This window comes from Treponema sp. Marseille-Q4523 (assembly GCF_016901105.1).
In the GTDB taxonomy this organism is placed as follows: Bacteria; Spirochaetota; Spirochaetia; order Treponematales; family Treponemataceae; genus Treponema_D.
In genome coordinates this window covers 21,741-35,803 of sequence record NZ_JAFEVM010000029.1, presented here as the reverse complement: position 1 = coordinate 35,803, position 14,063 = coordinate 21,741, and the positions used below count along the sequence as shown (strand labels likewise).

Below are 14,063 nucleotides of genomic sequence, written 5' to 3'. Positions count from 1 at the left end.
GATATTAACTGTCCAAGTATCAGATTCCGACCATACATAAATCAACATTTTTGACGTTTTTCAATAAATCTCTATTTTCAGCAGTTATTTTTGTTTTTCCGATTTTTATATGTGTTAGATTTTTTAAGTTCGCTAAAAAAGATACATCGGAAATAGGAGTTGAATCAAAAATATTCAATTCTTGCAAATTTTCGAATTCCGACAAAGATTCGTAACTGCAAAAGTTTTTACAATTTTCTATCGTCATCTTTGTGATTTTCGGCAAATCACGACCGATGTTATCTAAACTTCGAAGCTTTGAACAATAGGAAAGATGCAATTCTTTTATATCCGTATTTAATTCGCTTAACGGAAAAGAAGTTTCAATTAAGCGGAAAAAAGAAAGCTTTTTCAAAAATTGCAAATTACATATTTGATTAAAAAAACATACTAAATCACCACAATTATGAACATTGACACTTTCAAGGTTAGTACATTGCGAAATATCACTTTTTTTATGCCACTTATAACCAATACTGGTTATATTTTTATTAGTAATACTTCCTGTAAATTTCGGGCAGCCCAACTCTTTCAGATTCGGCATTTCATTCACAAACGAAATATCAATTGTTTTATAATCAAACCTTATAGTCAGAGAAGAAAGTGTTCGCAACCTTGCAATAACAGAAAAGTCATCAACGCAATCCGTGCTGTCAACAGTAAGACTTTTCAGATCATATGACTGTAATTCCGTCTTAATTTTATCCGTGAAGCCGGTTATTGAAGCTTCGGAAATTTTATTCGTATTATCCGTATACAGTCTTAATCCATCTTTTTCAATCAACATCGCAATTTACTCCGTTTCGGTTGGAATTTTTCTTGGGTATTCACTTCCACCATGATTCTTTTTATAAAAATATTCACCAGGGCTTTGAATTTCGTTATAATTATATTTGTCCGCATCATTATATCTTGATTTTGGACCACCATGATCCTGAATTCTGATATATTCAGCCTCAAGAGCTTCTTCATTATTTGAAGATGGTGTCCAATCAACATTTGTAGGCATAGTATGATTAGCCCAACTTCTGAAAGCCGCTGAAGCACAAGCTCGCTTTAGCCCTCCTTTTCCACTATAGGATTTTCCAGATTCAAAATAAATTGTATATGAACCAGTAGATTTTTTATCTGTTTGTTCTTTTGTTAATTCTCTTGCCTTTGCTTTTGCCGCTGTATAATATTCGATATTTTCTTGAATCGCAGCTTTTACAGCTACAACAGTATTTGTAACCGTTTTTGTGGCAGATTCAGCACCATAAGATATTGTATCTGCTAAAGCTTGTGAGCCCTGTTTCCCTAGAGGTGTTTGCAAATATACCTCTACAGTTGCTACAGTAAAAAGTCCAACCCAAAAAAGCGTAGCTGCTATCGGAGGAACCGCTCTCCCGTCCGGATCCGTATACTTCACCGGATTATTTCCCGCGTAGTGATACAGTTGCAAATTTACAATGTTGAAAATACCACCCATGCCCGGCAGCTGTTGGTTATGTTTACGAGCGTTGTCATCAGTCGGAGCCATCGGTATATAATCACTCACCGCCGGATCCGCACTCATCCATCGACTGTACTTCGCATCCAAGTATCTCGCTCCGTAGTAGTATAAGCCGGTCTCCTTGTTCTGCAGCTCAAACGCCATGATTTTGAGCCGCTGCTGAATTGTCAAAGAACGAAACTGCAAAACAGTTCATGGGAATATCTTGCAGAGATTTCTTTCAAACTGTTTTATTATAATGTACTAATGGCGAATTGTAAAATACTATTTGTGATTGTTTGTGATTGTTATAAAATTATTTTATGCCATGCGGGAACTTATTTCTTGCCGACTATTTATAACGCACATCTTGTTTAATGGAGCCGCCACAGGGAACAGGGAAAATATCCATGAGTTTTCTTGTAAGATGGATTGCTTTTTGCAAGCAGAAAAATATCGAAATTCTTATAGATAAAACATCGCTTCGAAGAAAGTCTCTTTTTATATGATCCTGCAGAAGCGATCCTGCAATTTTTTCAAAAGCTGCAGGGTTTTCGGAAAAATAATCAATTCCCTGCAATTCACTACAAATTAATTTTGAACTGCTCAATATGATCTTTAAGAATAGGATTAAGTTCACTGATTTCCGTCCAAAAACTATTCACAACACATTGTATAATTTTAAAGAAAGATTCTTCTTGTACTACTGTTTCCGCCAATAATTCCAATCCATATACTAAACTTTTTTGAACACGACCATCCGTTATAGGTAAAAATCTTTTGAAGTATCGAATAAAGACATTACCGTCTTTTTTTTCAAAAACAAAAAAATCAAATGGATTTTCCCAGTAATCTAAAAAAACTTTAGAAGTAGTCTGTAGTTGTACATATACTTCTTTAAAAGATTTGAACCATACATCCAATAATTCAAAACCTTCCGATAAATCTTCCAATGGCATGCTACCATACTCATAATTACCAATAGTAATTAAAATCCAGCCATCATTGATTCCATCATTTTCATACTGCTTTATTTTTTTTATCCTTCTTATTGATTCTTTTTCATTTTTCCCAATTAAATATTTTATATCAAATTTTTTTTCCATCATTTTAACATCTCCGCTGTTACTATCACAGCTTCATAAACTGTTTGGGGAACACCATTTTCTATAGTCGCCGTCACTGTTTCGCCATATATAGTAGTTGTGAAAGCTCCATTTGTTACGCCGTTTTTCAGAGCCTGTTGAATTGCCTTTTGTGAAGCCCTTAAAATCTTTTTATCTGACCGCTTCGGATTGAATATTGTTTTACTCAACAATTTCTCAAGAGGAGCTTTTCCATATTGACTTTTCAATCCGTCAAACTATGTCTTGATAAAATGTGATGTTGAAGTTTTTTTGATAAATCATTCCTTCCTAAAGAAGAAAGACCGACCGTTATAGAATTTTGTAACCAAATATTACTTTATTTCATCAACGTCAACAGGTATCAATGATTTTCATAACGCCATTTCCCCTCAGACGATTCATAGTAAAATTCAGAGAACATATCATATCTAAAACTTATTCTAAAACTCTTAGGCCATTTAATATATTGGAATTTTGTCCGAAAGTTAAGACCGTCGCTTAAACCCGGTCTTGGTATTTTATCCAAATACACCGGTGTTAAATCTTCCAAACTTTCCGGATAAACGCCATTATCTTTGTAATAAGCTGCAAGCGCATTTATTATAAGATTTCCTCGGTCAATTGCTTTTTGTTCTCGCTTCGTAGGTATATCATAATCGGCAAGTTCTTTTGCATTAGAACAGTAACCTGTACAAAGAAAAATAATACTAAGTATAAATATTTTATTATTTATCATTGCAATTGATCGCGCTGCATCATATCTTATGCTTTTCACACGGTGATGACGGGGGCGCCGGTTTTTTCGTCTTTCGGAAGCCGTACCGGATCGCCGATCTTGCCGACTGCAATACGGTCGCCCGAAAAAAGGGTGATGCCGGATGAGGGAACTGCGAGCGTCAATCCGAGCGGACTGCACGCGTAGTGTCCCGAAGCGCGGCCGGGAAGAGCGATGGCGTCGCTTACGATGCGGATCGGAAATTCGGCGCTTGCCGCTTTTGCATTTCCTTTTTCGAAAGCGTTTCGGGCAAAGAGAAAACTTACGACGGCTCTCGTTTTCGGAAGCTTTGCGTCTTTCGAAAGTTTCAAAAGCGAAGGGGGCGCGTCCTCCGTCGAAAAGGCGAAGTTACACCACTTCGACGCGCTTCCCGTATGCGCGCGGTATCCGTTCATCGGGCATGCGCCCTCGTGCGGACAGGGCGAAACGATCGTCATATTCTTTTTAAGCAGCGTATCGCGCATCAAGCTGATAATGCGTGCGGCGGACGGCACACCCGGTTCGATGACGAGAAGGGCGCATTTTTTTGCCGCATAGGAGAGGAGCGATGAGGCGTACTGTTTTGCGCGTATTTCGTCGCTCCGCGCATCGGTTTCGCGCAGTTCGTTCAGCATGTCGGCACAGACGATGAGAGAGGCTTTTTGCCGTAACGGCTCTCCGAGTTCTCCTTTTACGCGCACGATATTCCAATGCGCTTCGGCGCTTTTATCGGAAGGAGGGACGCGGGCTGCGATCGAAAGGTAGAGGTTTTCTCCGAGCGCGAGGGATGCCTGCGATATGTCCATGCAGTACCACGTAAGTTTTTTGTTCCGCAGTTCGGGGCGGGAAAGCCACAGCGAGATGACGGCGGTGAGCGGGCCGCTTCCGACATCGAGGCAGGCATCCCCGTTAGAAAGCGCGAACGCGTCTTTTTCAAAGTTTGCAAAGAGGCGCGTAAAGCGGACTATGTTCCACCACGAAAAATAGCGAACGTATGCGGAAAGCGTTTCGGGCGCATTCATATAGCCTCTTCTCCGTTCGCTCCGTTCGTCGGTGAGCGCGTGCGAAAGCGCGTTTATGTGTTTCGGAAGAGAGGCGAGCTGCCTGCCGTTTGCGGGAAATACGCTTTGCAATATCTTGTCGAATTCGTCGATGACATTTCGTGCGTCGGGCGGGATCGCATCGGCTGAAAACATGCTGCGCCGTTTCAAAATTGCCGCGGTATTTTTTTTAATAAATTTTTCGTACCGCGTTGCGCCGTCAGTTCGGTTCATGCTTTCGGTATTTCCTCATCGTAAGGTAGATGTCGGTCAAATCGGTGCGCAAATCGTGGATCGCATGTAGCGTATCCGCGTCGTCTTCGAGGCGATTTGCGTCTTCGATGATTTGGCTCCGCGCGCCTTCGATCGTAAATTTTTTAATATTGATAAGGTATTTCAGCCGAAGGATGATATCGATTTCGCGCTGCGAATACACGCGGTGTCCCGCCATATTTTTTTGCGGGGCGAATCCGGGTATCACGCTTTCCCAATAGCGAAGTACGTGGGCTTTTACGCCCGTGATCTCTTCTACGTCGCCGATCGAATACGATGCCACTTGCCTCTCCGTCAGTTTTTATTCGTGCGGAGGGTTTAATACCCCGACGCTTGCGTCGTAATAAAGGGTATTAAAGCCGACTGCAACCATCTTATGAGAACACACAGTGCGAAACATTGAGCACTGTGCCCCGACGCTTGGGGCGGGGTTGTTGATTGACGCGGTCTTCCCATTTTTGCCGGCTCGCTTTCAGTTCGAGCTGTACGGGAATTTTATTAAATCCCAAATCTTCGCGGATCCTGTTTTTGAGATAGGCGATATACGTCTGCGGTACCGATTCGGGCTTGGTCGCAAAGATCAAAAACGACACGGGATTGACGCCGGTCTGCGTCATATAACGTACCTTAAAATGCGCGGTTTTCGCTGCGGGCGGCGGGTATTGAAAAAGCCAATCTTTGAGCGCCGCGTTCAGCACCGACGTTTCGACTTTTCGCGTAAGCTGAGCGTAGAGTTCAAGCACCGTAGCCAGCAAATCTTTTATGCCCTTGCCTTCGAGGGCGGAAAGCGCGACGATCGGCGCGTATTCCATGTGACCGAACATGATGCGGATGTTTTCCGCCGCTTTGCGGAACGCCGTGCGTCCCTTTTCCTGCGTGTCCCATTTATTGAGCGCGAAGACGATGCCGCGTCCGCGTTCGTGCGCAAGCGCGCACAATTTTTTTACCTGCTCGTCCAATCCGTCCTGCGCGTCGATCATCAATATGACGACGTCGCATTCGTCGAGCGTTTTGATCGCGCGGTTTACGGAATAGTATTCGACGTTTTCTTTTACCTTCGTCTTTCTTCGGATGCCGGCGGTATCAAGTACTTGAAAGTCGGCTCCTCCGTACGAAAAGGCTCCTTCGACGACGTCCCGCGTCGTGCCGGCGTAATCGCTGACGATCGAAGCGTCGGAATGCGTCAAGCGGTTTGCGAGCGTCGATTTCCCGGTGTTCGGTTTTCCCATGATCGCGATGCGTATGACCGGTGTTTTGTCGGTTTCGACGACGGACGAAAAATCGAGGCGCGAAACGATCGCATCCGAAAGCTCGGGAATGTGATCGCCGTGTTCGGCCGAAATGAAAATCAAATCGCCGAAGCCGAATCTTGCGTAATCGTAAGCCTGTTCTCTGTTGCGTCCGCCTTCCGTTTTGTTGACGACGGCGACGACTTTGTCCCGATACGGACGCATTTCTCCGATGAGCTCTTCGTCTTCGGCGGTGAGTTCTTCGGCATCGAAGACGAGTAAAATCAAATCGGCTTTCCGTATCGCATCGAGCGAACGGTTTACGACGAGTTCGTCGAGGGCGGCTTCCTGCGTACCCGTTTTTCGTTCGAGTTTATAGCCGCCCGTGTCGATGAGACGAACGGGTTTTCCCGCGATGAGAGCCGTGCCTTCGACGGGATCGCGAGTAACGCCCGGAGTCGGATCGGTGATCGCGATATTTTTTTTCATAAAGCGGTTGAAGAGCGTAGACTTGCCGACGTTCGGACGTCCTGCAATGACGACGACGGGGCAGTTTGCAAACAGCTTGTCGCGCTTTTCATCCGTTGCTTTTTGCGCGAGCGATTCCGAGCGCTTTTTTTCGAGCGGTTTTGAAAAATCAGGTTTGCGTTTTTTCTGCATAATCGATAATCCCGTTCGCCGTAATTATTAATTAATATAAATTATTGAGATGCTTTGCCGAAATCGCATTCAATTCGTCGATCGTAAAGCGCGACAAAAGCTCTTTGATGCCGGAAATCAATTTTGCGCTCATACTCAAACTGCGAAGTCCCATACCCGAAAGCACGAGAACGCTGTCGTTTTTTCCCGCCATCTCTCCGCACACGGAAACGGGTATGCCCGCTTTTCCGGCGGCATCGACCGTCATCGCGATAAGGCGCAGGACGGCCAAATTGAATTCGTCGTAGAGTCCCGACACGGCGGGATTTTCCCTGTCGATGCCGAGCGTGTACTGTGTCAAATCGTTCGTGCCGATCGAAAAAAAATCGCTGTGCTTTGCAAGCGAATCGGAAAGCAGGGCGGCGGCGGCCGTTTCCACCATGATGCCGATCGGGACCTTATCGTTGAACGGAATATTTTCGGCGCGCAGTTCGCTCTGCACCGTTTTCGCGATCGATTTGCACTGCTTGACCTGATCGACGGTCGTGATGAGCGGCAGCATGATGCGCAGGTTTCCGTAGATGCTTGCGCGGTATAAAGCGCGCAGCTGTGTTTTTAAAAGCTGCGGATAGGCGAGAGAAAGGCGTACGGCGCGCAGTCCCATGAGCGGATTTTTTTCTTCCGCAGCCGGAATGTCCGCCGAATGAATGAGCTTGTCGCCGCCCGCGTCGAGTGTGCGGATCGTTACCGGCTTTCCGTTCATAGCGCCGAGCGCGTGCTTATACGCGTTGAACTGCACTTCTTCGTCGAAGGGACGGTACGCGTAGTTTGCCGTTTCGCGCATACAGCTCATGTATAAAAATTCCGTTCGGAAAAGGCCGATGCCGTCCGCGCCTTCTTTTACCGCGAAGTCCGCTTCTTCCGGCGTGCCGATGTTCGCGTACAATTGAAATTTCGTGCCGTCCTTCGTTTCGGCGGATTTTGTTAAAAATATTTTAAGCTTTTCTTCGTGCGCTTTTTCCTCTTCGATTTTTTTTCGATATTCGCAGAGAGTTGCGTCGTCGGGGCAGGCGATGACTTCCGCCGTTTTGCCGTTTACGACGACGGTTTCTCCCGTTTGAATTTGATGTGTGATATTGTTGATGCCGACGACGGCGGGAATGCCGTAGTTACGCGCCAATATGACGACGTGGCTGGAAAGACCGCCTTCGGTGAGCGCGAGCGCTGCGATATTTCGTTTTGCAAGGGCGATCGTATTCGTCGGTGAAAGAGATGACGCGACGATGACCGCTCCTTCAGGTACATCGTTTGCGTCGAATTCGCGGACGCACAGCATATCATCGAGCACGAGGGCGAATACGTCGGTGATGTCTCTTGCCCGTTCGGCCAAATAGTCGTCGCCCGCGTTGCGCAGTTTTTCGGCATATTCGGACGCTTTTACATCGACGACGTGTTCGATATTTACGTTCGATTTTTCATAAGAATCTTTGAGTTCGGCGGCGAAAATCGGATCACCGAGCATGAGCGTATAGGCTTCGAGCAAATCGCGCTGCGTTTTGTTCGCCGTGTTTTTCGGCAAGTGTTCAAGTTCGGCATCGAGCCTTTCGGTGACGGCGCGTACCGACGATAAAAAACGCTTCCAGCCGGCATCCTTTTCTTCTTCTCGGACGGTTTTTTGAGGGATGTTTTTTTTTGTCGTTTCGGGAATGACGAACGCTTTTCCGAGTCCGATTCCGTCAGCTGCCGGAATGCCGAGAAATATTTTCATTTGTATTTTATTATAACGGCGGCTCGGAGGAGTGTCAAACAGAACAGCGGTGCTTTTGTGATTATTTTGGAGATAGCCGGGATCGAACCGGTGACCTATAGATTGCGAACCTATCGCTCTACCAACTGAGCTATATCCCCGTATTTCGCTATTATACTATAAATCGGCGATTTGTTTCAAGAGGGCAGGCAGTGCATACATATCGACCATGCGGAGCACACGTCCGGGATGCAAAGGAGGCGCGGAAACGGCGCTCAGCTCGGGAGATGCTCCCGCTCCCAGAGGCGTGCCGTTGTGAGTGCCGACGAGGACAGCGACTCCTCCGAGCGCCGCATATCCGTCGACGTATTTGAATTGGTCGTCGAAAAAGAGAGTGCCGTCCGTCGTGCCGCCGCATTTTTTGAGAGCGGCGCGGTAAGCGGTTTCATAGGGTTTGCCTTTGAAATTGCAATCGCGTATGTCGCAAATCGATTCGAACTCGTCGGCGACGTTTAATTTTTTGAGGACGCGCTCGGCGTGTTCGAGCGGCGAATTTGTTAAAATCGATTTCGGTATGCCGATCGATTCGAGAAGCGGGCGCAGGTTTGCATCGGCTTCCAGTTCGTCCGCTTCGCTTTCGGGATGCATATACGCCAAATAACCTTCGACATCGGTGAGACCTTCGCTTTGCAGCCATTCGAGTGTCGTGGAAAAATTCGGCAGATTGCGAAGGCGTTTTTCGCGCGCTTCTTCGCGGCTTATGTTAAAAAAATCCGAAACGAACGCAATCGTACGATTTAGAAATCCCGCCGTGATGTCCGCAGTTGGAGCATACAGCGTACTGTCGAGGTCGAATATAAGGCGTGTGATTTTCATGCTGTCGCTGCTCCCATAAAATTTTTGCAGGATGTTTCGACATCCGAAAAAGTTTTTAGTCGCGTGCGCATCTTTCAACGAGGAACTTGGCTCCGACGTTTCAGGCGAGCGCACACGTCGAATAGTCGAGTTTTCCAAGACTTGACATTCGACCCGTTATTTTAAAAAGCGTTCGGCGGCTTTTTTTACTTCCTGTACGTACTGCATATCGGCGATGAGCAGTCCGTCTTTCGATTCGATGACGGCGCAATTTTTTATGCCGAGCAGCGCGACCGCTTTTCCGTTTTCGGTGTGAATGAGATTGCCGGAGGCATCTTTGAAAAACGCGATGCCGTTTGCCGCGTTGCCGCTTTCATCTTTTTCGGAAAGTTCCCACACCATGTTCCACGAGCCGACATCGCTCCAGCCCGCATCAAGCGGAATGACGACGGCGTTTTTCGTGTGTTCCATGACGGTGTAATCGATCGAATTGCCTTCTATCGCTTCGAAATCGATTTTGTTAAGTTGAATCGCCGTATCCGTCCGTTCGGCATTTTTGTACGCATCTTTTACGTGAGAAAGCATTTCAGGCGCGAACGCTTTCATCTCCGCGAGGTAGAGTTCGGCGGGGATCGCAAACATACCGCTGTTCCAAAAATAATTTCCTTCCGCAACGTATCGCAGGGCCGTCGCTTCGTCCGGCTTTTCTTTGAACGCTTTGACCGGACGTGCATCTTCGAGCGTACCTTCTTCGGTTTCGATATAGCCGTATCCCGTTTCCGCCCTTGTAGGCACGATGCCGAACAGCGCGTATTTGTTTTTCAATGAGGCTTTATGCGCTTTTGCGACCGCCTTTTGAAATACGGGTACATTTAAAATCGTTGCGTCGGAAGGGAGAACGAGCATAAGACCGTCTCCTTCGTGCTCTCGGCAGTACAGTGCCGCCGCCGCGATAGCCGGAGCGGTATTTCGGGCAACAGGTTCGAGCATGACGGGACGCTGCAGTTTGCCGATATCCGAAAGCTGCGAGCGGACGAGAGCGATGTGGTGTTCATTGCATATCACGAGAGGTGAGGACATAAAATCGAGACCGTCGAGCCGCATGACCGTCTGCTGGATCATCGTTTGCTTTGCGTCCGTGAGCGGAAGAAATTGCTTGGGTACGTCGGGTGTGGAGAGCGGCCACAGGCGTGAGCCCGAACCGCCCGAAAGGATTACGGGCAACATGCGATTACTGTATCACGCTTGACGCCGAAGGGCAAGGTGTGTATTTGTGCGAATGTGTATTCTCGCGTGTCGTATTTGTGCGAATGTGTATTCTCGCGTGTCGCATTTGTGCGATATGTACTTCGCGCACAGCGAGTACAGTTACAGTGCATGTCCTTTTTTAAGTTTTTCTAGATGTGTACTTTTGTACACTTTCGATATGTACTGCGTTTTCGAGCACCGAATCGAATGTGAGCAGCGGAAGTTGCAGCCGCCCGGAAAGTTCAAGATATGCTGCGTTGTAAAACGAAAGCGAGTATGCATCGGCGAATTCTTGGATCCGCATCATGAGAGCCGTATCACAGTTTTCATCGAACACGATCGGGAGTTCGAACAAGTCGTATTCGATTTCATGCTGCTCCGTTTTTGTGATGCGCTTGTGTGCAGCGGTATGCAGGATATTACCCATTTCGTAAAAGAATATGTTCGGTACGAAAAGTTGCCCGTTTTGCGAAACGATCGCAGAGATCGCATCGCGCGCTTTCGAAAATCCCTGTTCGTGCGAAGTTTCTTTTCCCGTAAAAAGTCCGAGAAAATACGCCGCCATAAACGACGCGTCGACGACGGCCGTCGGAATTTTACGCTCTTCCATCGGTTTTCCATTTGCCGATTTCTTTTAGTGTAACGGGCTTGCCGCGCGAAGCGATGCGTTTTGCCCGCGCTTCGATACGGCGGCACGCATCGCTTGCGCGTGCAGTATCGTCGGTCGCTTTTGTAAGCGTCGCGACGGGCCGGCCGTTTTTCGTTACGGTAACTCTAATGCCTTTTTCGATTTTACGGAGCAGTTCGGAAAAATGCGTTTTTGCGTCGAACGCACCGACTTCGATCGTACCCTGCATATACATACCTCCGCTGCATATAAGATAGCACAAAAGTTTTAGAAAATCAACCGGTTGAAACGACCGGTCTGGTCTGACGGTCGTCGTTCAAGATTCGATAGGTTTTCACCGCCGCGGCGTTTGCAGAAAATTTTAGATCGTCGCTTATTTTGTCTTGACTTTTTTCGGGGGGGGGGGGGGTACGATAGAAGAAAGTTTTTCTATGCTATTGTCGGCAGCGTTAAAGTTAAAACGGCGTTCGATTTCGGCACTGTTTTTATATTTTTCACTTATCATTCGTATGTTTACGAAGAGGAGACGAAAATGAAAGTCAAAAAAATGTTCACGCTTATCGGTGCGGCGGGTTTGCTGCTTGCTGTCTTTGTGAGCTGCAGTAACGGTACGGGAGCCGATTCCATAACGGAGGAATCGATACAGGGTGTATGGGAAATAAAAAGACTGGGTACCGAAGTATATCCGACGCCGATGGGTAGTGGCGAACAGCGGCTGTATTTTTGTTTTGACAAGGGGAGTCTTATTGCCGCAGTAAAAATCGATGGTATGTCTGATCCTAATAAGAATGGACTTTTTAAAAGTACTTCGGGAACGTACGAAGTGTTGTCGGGTAATAACGTAAAGATAACTATTGGTGGAGGTTCGGGAATTGTTCCGTTTACGCTCAGCGGCGATACGCTGACATCATCCTTCGAAGGAGAATCGTTTGAAGCGCAAAGAACGGCCAGTCCTACGGTACAAGACATAAAGGCAGCTCCGGAGGTTACTCCCTGAATTTGAGGATACATAAAAAAACCGGCAAAAGAGCATCTTGTTCCGGCTTTTTTATGCCGTGAACGGCCATTGCTCGGATTTATGCGAATAAGTCGAGAATGAAAAAGACTTGACGCGTTTTCTTTCTGTGCGGAATCTTTCATACCTCATGCTTTCGGATACAATAATAAGGTATGAAAGCCGATCGGAATTCCTTATGAGGGCACCGACGCGAGATACTTTATGTTGAATGCGAATGATACTTATAAATTTTTGATTTCCGCTTCAGATGGCATTATTATATTTCAAGTAAAGCGTTACGAGCGGAAGAGCTGCTCCATCATGCAAGAGAGGAATGGTCGGTAGAAACGATGCATTGGTTGTTGGATGTACATTTTGATGAGGACAGATGCAGGGTGCAGAGTAAGAACATACAGCAGGATCTCAATATGCTGCACAAATGTGCGCTTAATATGATCCGCATACATAAGCGTGAGACACAATCGAAGCTGCCTTTGAACGGCATTATGTTCCGCGCTTTTATGAATCCTCTGGCGTTGTTACCTCTTTTGGGCAAAGATTGATTTCCGTGAACGCTCAATGCAATGCGTATTTTTAAATTCCGCGCTCTTGCAAAACAGGTACATTGTATGCTATAGTATAACCCTTACTCGGTATACCGGTCAGAAGGGGGCGAATGAGATGGCGACTATTGCAGTCGATGATTCCGAAAACCTTGAAAAAGCGATCAAACGTTTTAAACGAATGGTAGAAAAAGAAGGCATCATCCGCGAATACAAAAAGCGTGAGTTCTATGAAAAGCCCTCTACGATTTTAAATCGCAAAAACAAAGCGCTTCAGCGCAAGCTGATGAAAAAGACGCACCCGCGTCACGAATCGAAGGCATATTGATACGCGCCTTTTGCCGTATCCTGTGTCGATTGCGTACGGCCGCTTGCAGCGAGCAAACAGGTCGTACAGCGCACGCGCCTGCCCCGGGGCGGGCGTTTTTGTTTACCGGCCGATAAAGCGTTCCCCTGCTATCCGTGTCGTTGACGAATGTATATCAATCGATTATCATTTAAAATATGGCGATCGCTACCAACCAGCAGATAACGAATTATTACGATTCTTACAGCGACAAAGAAGTGATTTTTTCGCGTGAAATCCTGCACACGCTCCGTGTTGCGCCGCGGCAAATATACATCAAATGCGGCGGCGGACAATGGCCGTGCATTATCAATTCGACGTCATTCAAATCGGCGAAAATAATTATCGGCAGAGCGGGCGGTGCCTTTGCGGTGATCACGCAAAGAAACGCTCCGCCGGTCAGTCTGCGCTTTTGCTTTTTTATCGACAAGGGTACGGAAACGATGAGTTTTTTTATCGCGGGAAAAGTGACGGAGGTTGCGCAGTATATGGATTCGAAAGAGCTTGCCGTCGTAACGCTCACGTATACGCAGCGACCGCCCGACGACTTTATAGTAAAAATCGGAACACTCATCGAAGCGAATATCAATTTTGTTCAGCGCAAAGAAGACCGCATCATCATGACAGGCGAAGCGCGGCACAGGCTCGGCATAGAAAAAGAAGATACGCTCATCTATGTGCAAAACGTGCCGCGCAAGTGCATTTTGCGCGACCTGTCGTTTTCCGGCGCGAAAGTCGTTTTGCTCGGAGTGCCGAAATTTCTAGCGGACAAAGAAATCATGTTGCGCATCAGCTTCGATGATCCGGTGGAAACGGTCGACATACGCGGAACGATCGTCGGCGCCGTCTTTGCGGAAGGCCGGCAGGACATCGTCACTGCGAGCATCAAGTTCGATGAACATACCGTACCGTCCGTATATAAACTGCACATCAACGATTACCTTACGATGACGAAGAAGAATCTCCTCGATGTATCCATGCAGGCGCAGACCGCACAGGCGCAGACAGTCGAACAGGCGGCGGCAACGATGAAAGCGCGCCTCAATGCGGCGGCTTCACGCGGCACGTCGGTACAAAATATTCCCAATACGATAGCAGGAAAATAAT

At 46.8% G+C, this 14,063-nt stretch carries 17 protein-coding genes, 1 tRNA gene and 1 pseudogene; 4 read left to right on the top strand and 15 right to left on the bottom strand.

Features of this window, described 5'->3' with window-relative positions; translation table 11 throughout:
* Nucleotides 1–19: 19 nt before the first annotated feature.
* The 15 genes and pseudogenes from JSQ97_RS09700 to JSQ97_RS09630 all read right to left on the bottom strand — a co-directional run bounded on the left by JSQ97_RS09700 (nt 20) and on the right by JSQ97_RS09630 (nt 11,279).
* Nucleotides 20–826 (bottom strand): leucine-rich repeat domain-containing protein, encoded by an 807-nt coding sequence (locus tag JSQ97_RS09700; protein ID WP_205075873.1) that lies wholly within the window; start codon nt 824–826, stop codon nt 20–22.
* Between the two features lie 593 nt (nt 827–1,419).
* A pseudogene (locus tag JSQ97_RS12950) lies at nt 1,420–1,657 on the bottom strand (RHS repeat-associated core domain-containing protein); the annotation flags it as partial.
* 205 nt (nt 1,658–1,862) lie between these two features.
* Nucleotides 1,863–2,120 (bottom strand): hypothetical protein, encoded by a 258-nt coding sequence (locus JSQ97_RS09690; RefSeq protein ID WP_205075871.1) that lies wholly within the window; start codon nt 2,118–2,120, stop codon nt 1,863–1,865.
* Nucleotides 2,095–2,619: a hypothetical protein gene (locus JSQ97_RS09685; RefSeq protein WP_205075870.1), complete on the bottom strand. Its 525-nt coding sequence runs from the start codon at nt 2,617–2,619 to the stop codon at nt 2,095–2,097. The genes JSQ97_RS09690 and JSQ97_RS09685 overlap by 26 nt, the downstream gene beginning before the upstream one ends.
* Nucleotides 2,616–2,864, bottom strand: a complete 249-nt coding sequence (locus tag JSQ97_RS09680) for a hypothetical protein (protein ID WP_205075869.1) — start codon at nt 2,862–2,864, stop codon at nt 2,616–2,618. The genes JSQ97_RS09685 and JSQ97_RS09680 overlap by 4 nt, the downstream gene beginning before the upstream one ends.
* 134 nt (nt 2,865–2,998) lie before the next feature.
* A complete protein-coding gene (locus tag JSQ97_RS09675; RefSeq protein WP_205075868.1) occupies nt 2,999–3,412 on the bottom strand; it encodes a hypothetical protein in 414 nt (137 codons plus the stop codon).
* Nucleotides 3,409–4,602, bottom strand: coding sequence for a small ribosomal subunit Rsm22 family protein (locus JSQ97_RS09670; RefSeq protein ID WP_239447073.1), 1,194 nt, complete (start codon nt 4,600–4,602; stop codon nt 3,409–3,411). Before JSQ97_RS09670 ends, JSQ97_RS09675 begins: the two co-directional genes overlap by 4 nt.
* Before the next feature lie 49 nt (nt 4,603–4,651).
* A complete protein-coding gene (locus JSQ97_RS09665; RefSeq protein WP_021329405.1) occupies nt 4,652–4,987 on the bottom strand; it encodes a MerR family transcriptional regulator in 336 nt (111 codons plus the stop codon).
* Between the two features lie 91 nt (nt 4,988–5,078).
* The gene (der, locus tag JSQ97_RS09660) at nt 5,079–6,593 is read right to left on the bottom strand and encodes a ribosome biogenesis GTPase Der (protein ID WP_205075866.1); all 1,515 of its coding nucleotides are present in this window, start codon (nt 6,591–6,593) and stop codon (nt 5,079–5,081) included.
* Between the two features lie 31 nt (nt 6,594–6,624).
* On the bottom strand, nt 6,625–8,340 hold the full coding sequence (ptsP, locus tag JSQ97_RS09655) for a phosphoenolpyruvate--protein phosphotransferase (protein WP_205075865.1): 1,716 nt from the start codon (nt 8,338–8,340) through the stop codon (nt 6,625–6,627).
* A gap of 67 nt (nt 8,341–8,407) precedes the next feature.
* A tRNA-Ala gene (locus JSQ97_RS09650) sits at nt 8,408–8,480 on the bottom strand.
* Nucleotides 8,481–8,496: 16 nt separating this feature from the next.
* Nucleotides 8,497–9,195, bottom strand: a complete 699-nt coding sequence (locus JSQ97_RS09645) for an HAD family hydrolase (RefSeq protein ID WP_205075864.1) — start codon at nt 9,193–9,195, stop codon at nt 8,497–8,499.
* A 156-nt stretch (nt 9,196–9,351) separates the two neighbouring features.
* Nucleotides 9,352–10,401, bottom strand: a complete 1,050-nt coding sequence (locus tag JSQ97_RS09640) for a mannose-1-phosphate guanylyltransferase/mannose-6-phosphate isomerase (protein ID WP_205075863.1) — start codon at nt 10,399–10,401, stop codon at nt 9,352–9,354.
* Between the two features lie 160 nt (nt 10,402–10,561).
* A complete protein-coding gene (locus tag JSQ97_RS09635; protein ID WP_205075862.1) occupies nt 10,562–11,032 on the bottom strand; it encodes a type II toxin-antitoxin system VapC family toxin in 471 nt (156 codons plus the stop codon).
* Nucleotides 11,019–11,279, bottom strand: coding sequence for a type II toxin-antitoxin system Phd/YefM family antitoxin (locus JSQ97_RS09630; RefSeq protein WP_205075861.1), 261 nt, complete (start codon nt 11,277–11,279; stop codon nt 11,019–11,021). The genes JSQ97_RS09635 and JSQ97_RS09630 overlap by 14 nt, the downstream gene beginning before the upstream one ends.
* Nucleotides 11,280–11,582: 303 nt before the next feature.
* Here JSQ97_RS09630 and JSQ97_RS09625 point away from each other — a divergent pair, with 303 nt between their 5' ends.
* The 4 genes from JSQ97_RS09625 (at nt 11,583) to JSQ97_RS09610 (ending at nt 14,062) form a co-directional block, all read left to right on the top strand.
* Nucleotides 11,583–12,047 carry a lipocalin-like domain-containing protein gene (locus tag JSQ97_RS09625; RefSeq protein WP_205075860.1) on the top strand — a complete coding sequence of 155 codons (465 nt, stop codon included), beginning with the start codon at nt 11,583–11,585 and terminating at the stop codon, nt 12,045–12,047.
* Nucleotides 12,048–12,295: 248 nt separating this feature from the next.
* On the top strand, nt 12,296–12,610 hold the full coding sequence (locus JSQ97_RS09620; RefSeq protein WP_370590052.1) for a transposase: 315 nt from the start codon (nt 12,296–12,298) through the stop codon (nt 12,608–12,610).
* Nucleotides 12,611–12,728: 118 nt separating this feature from the next.
* On the top strand, nt 12,729–12,938 hold the full coding sequence (gene rpsU, locus JSQ97_RS09615; protein WP_205075859.1) for a 30S ribosomal protein S21: 210 nt from the start codon (nt 12,729–12,731) through the stop codon (nt 12,936–12,938).
* 176 nt (nt 12,939–13,114) lie between these two features.
* Nucleotides 13,115–14,062 (top strand): PilZ domain-containing protein, encoded by a 948-nt coding sequence (locus JSQ97_RS09610; RefSeq protein ID WP_205075858.1) that lies wholly within the window; start codon nt 13,115–13,117, stop codon nt 14,060–14,062.
* Nucleotide 14,063 lies beyond the last annotated feature (1 nt).

What these genes read in the sequence shown, in the direction of transcription:
- JSQ97_RS09635 (WP_205075862.1), bottom strand. Translation starts at nt 11,032, where the DNA reads ATGGAAGAGCGTAAAATTCCGACGGCCGTCGTCGACGCGTCGTTTATG.
- JSQ97_RS09685 (WP_205075870.1), bottom strand. Translation starts at nt 2,619, where the DNA reads ATGATGGAAAAAAAATTTGATATAAAATATTTAATTGGGAAAAATGAA.
- JSQ97_RS09640 (WP_205075863.1), bottom strand. Translation starts at nt 10,401, where the DNA reads ATGTTGCCCGTAATCCTTTCGGGCGGTTCGGGCTCACGCCTGTGGCCG.
- JSQ97_RS09645 (WP_205075864.1), bottom strand. Translation starts at nt 9,195, where the DNA reads ATGAAAATCACACGCCTTATATTCGACCTCGACAGTACGCTGTATGCT.
- ptsP (WP_205075865.1), bottom strand. Translation starts at nt 8,340, where the DNA reads ATGAAAATATTTCTCGGCATTCCGGCAGCTGACGGAATCGGACTCGGA.
- der (WP_205075866.1), bottom strand. Translation starts at nt 6,593, where the DNA reads ATGCAGAAAAAACGCAAACCTGATTTTTCAAAACCGCTCGAAAAAAAG.
- rpsU (WP_205075859.1), top strand. Translation starts at nt 12,729, where the DNA reads ATGGCGACTATTGCAGTCGATGATTCCGAAAACCTTGAAAAAGCGATC.
- JSQ97_RS09625 (WP_205075860.1), top strand. Translation starts at nt 11,583, where the DNA reads ATGAAAGTCAAAAAAATGTTCACGCTTATCGGTGCGGCGGGTTTGCTG.
- JSQ97_RS09630 (WP_205075861.1), bottom strand. Translation starts at nt 11,279, where the DNA reads ATGCAGGGTACGATCGAAGTCGGTGCGTTCGACGCAAAAACGCATTTT.
- JSQ97_RS09700 (WP_205075873.1), bottom strand. Translation starts at nt 826, where the DNA reads ATGTTGATTGAAAAAGATGGATTAAGACTGTATACGGATAATACGAAT.
- JSQ97_RS09610 (WP_205075858.1), top strand. Translation starts at nt 13,115, where the DNA reads ATGGCGATCGCTACCAACCAGCAGATAACGAATTATTACGATTCTTAC.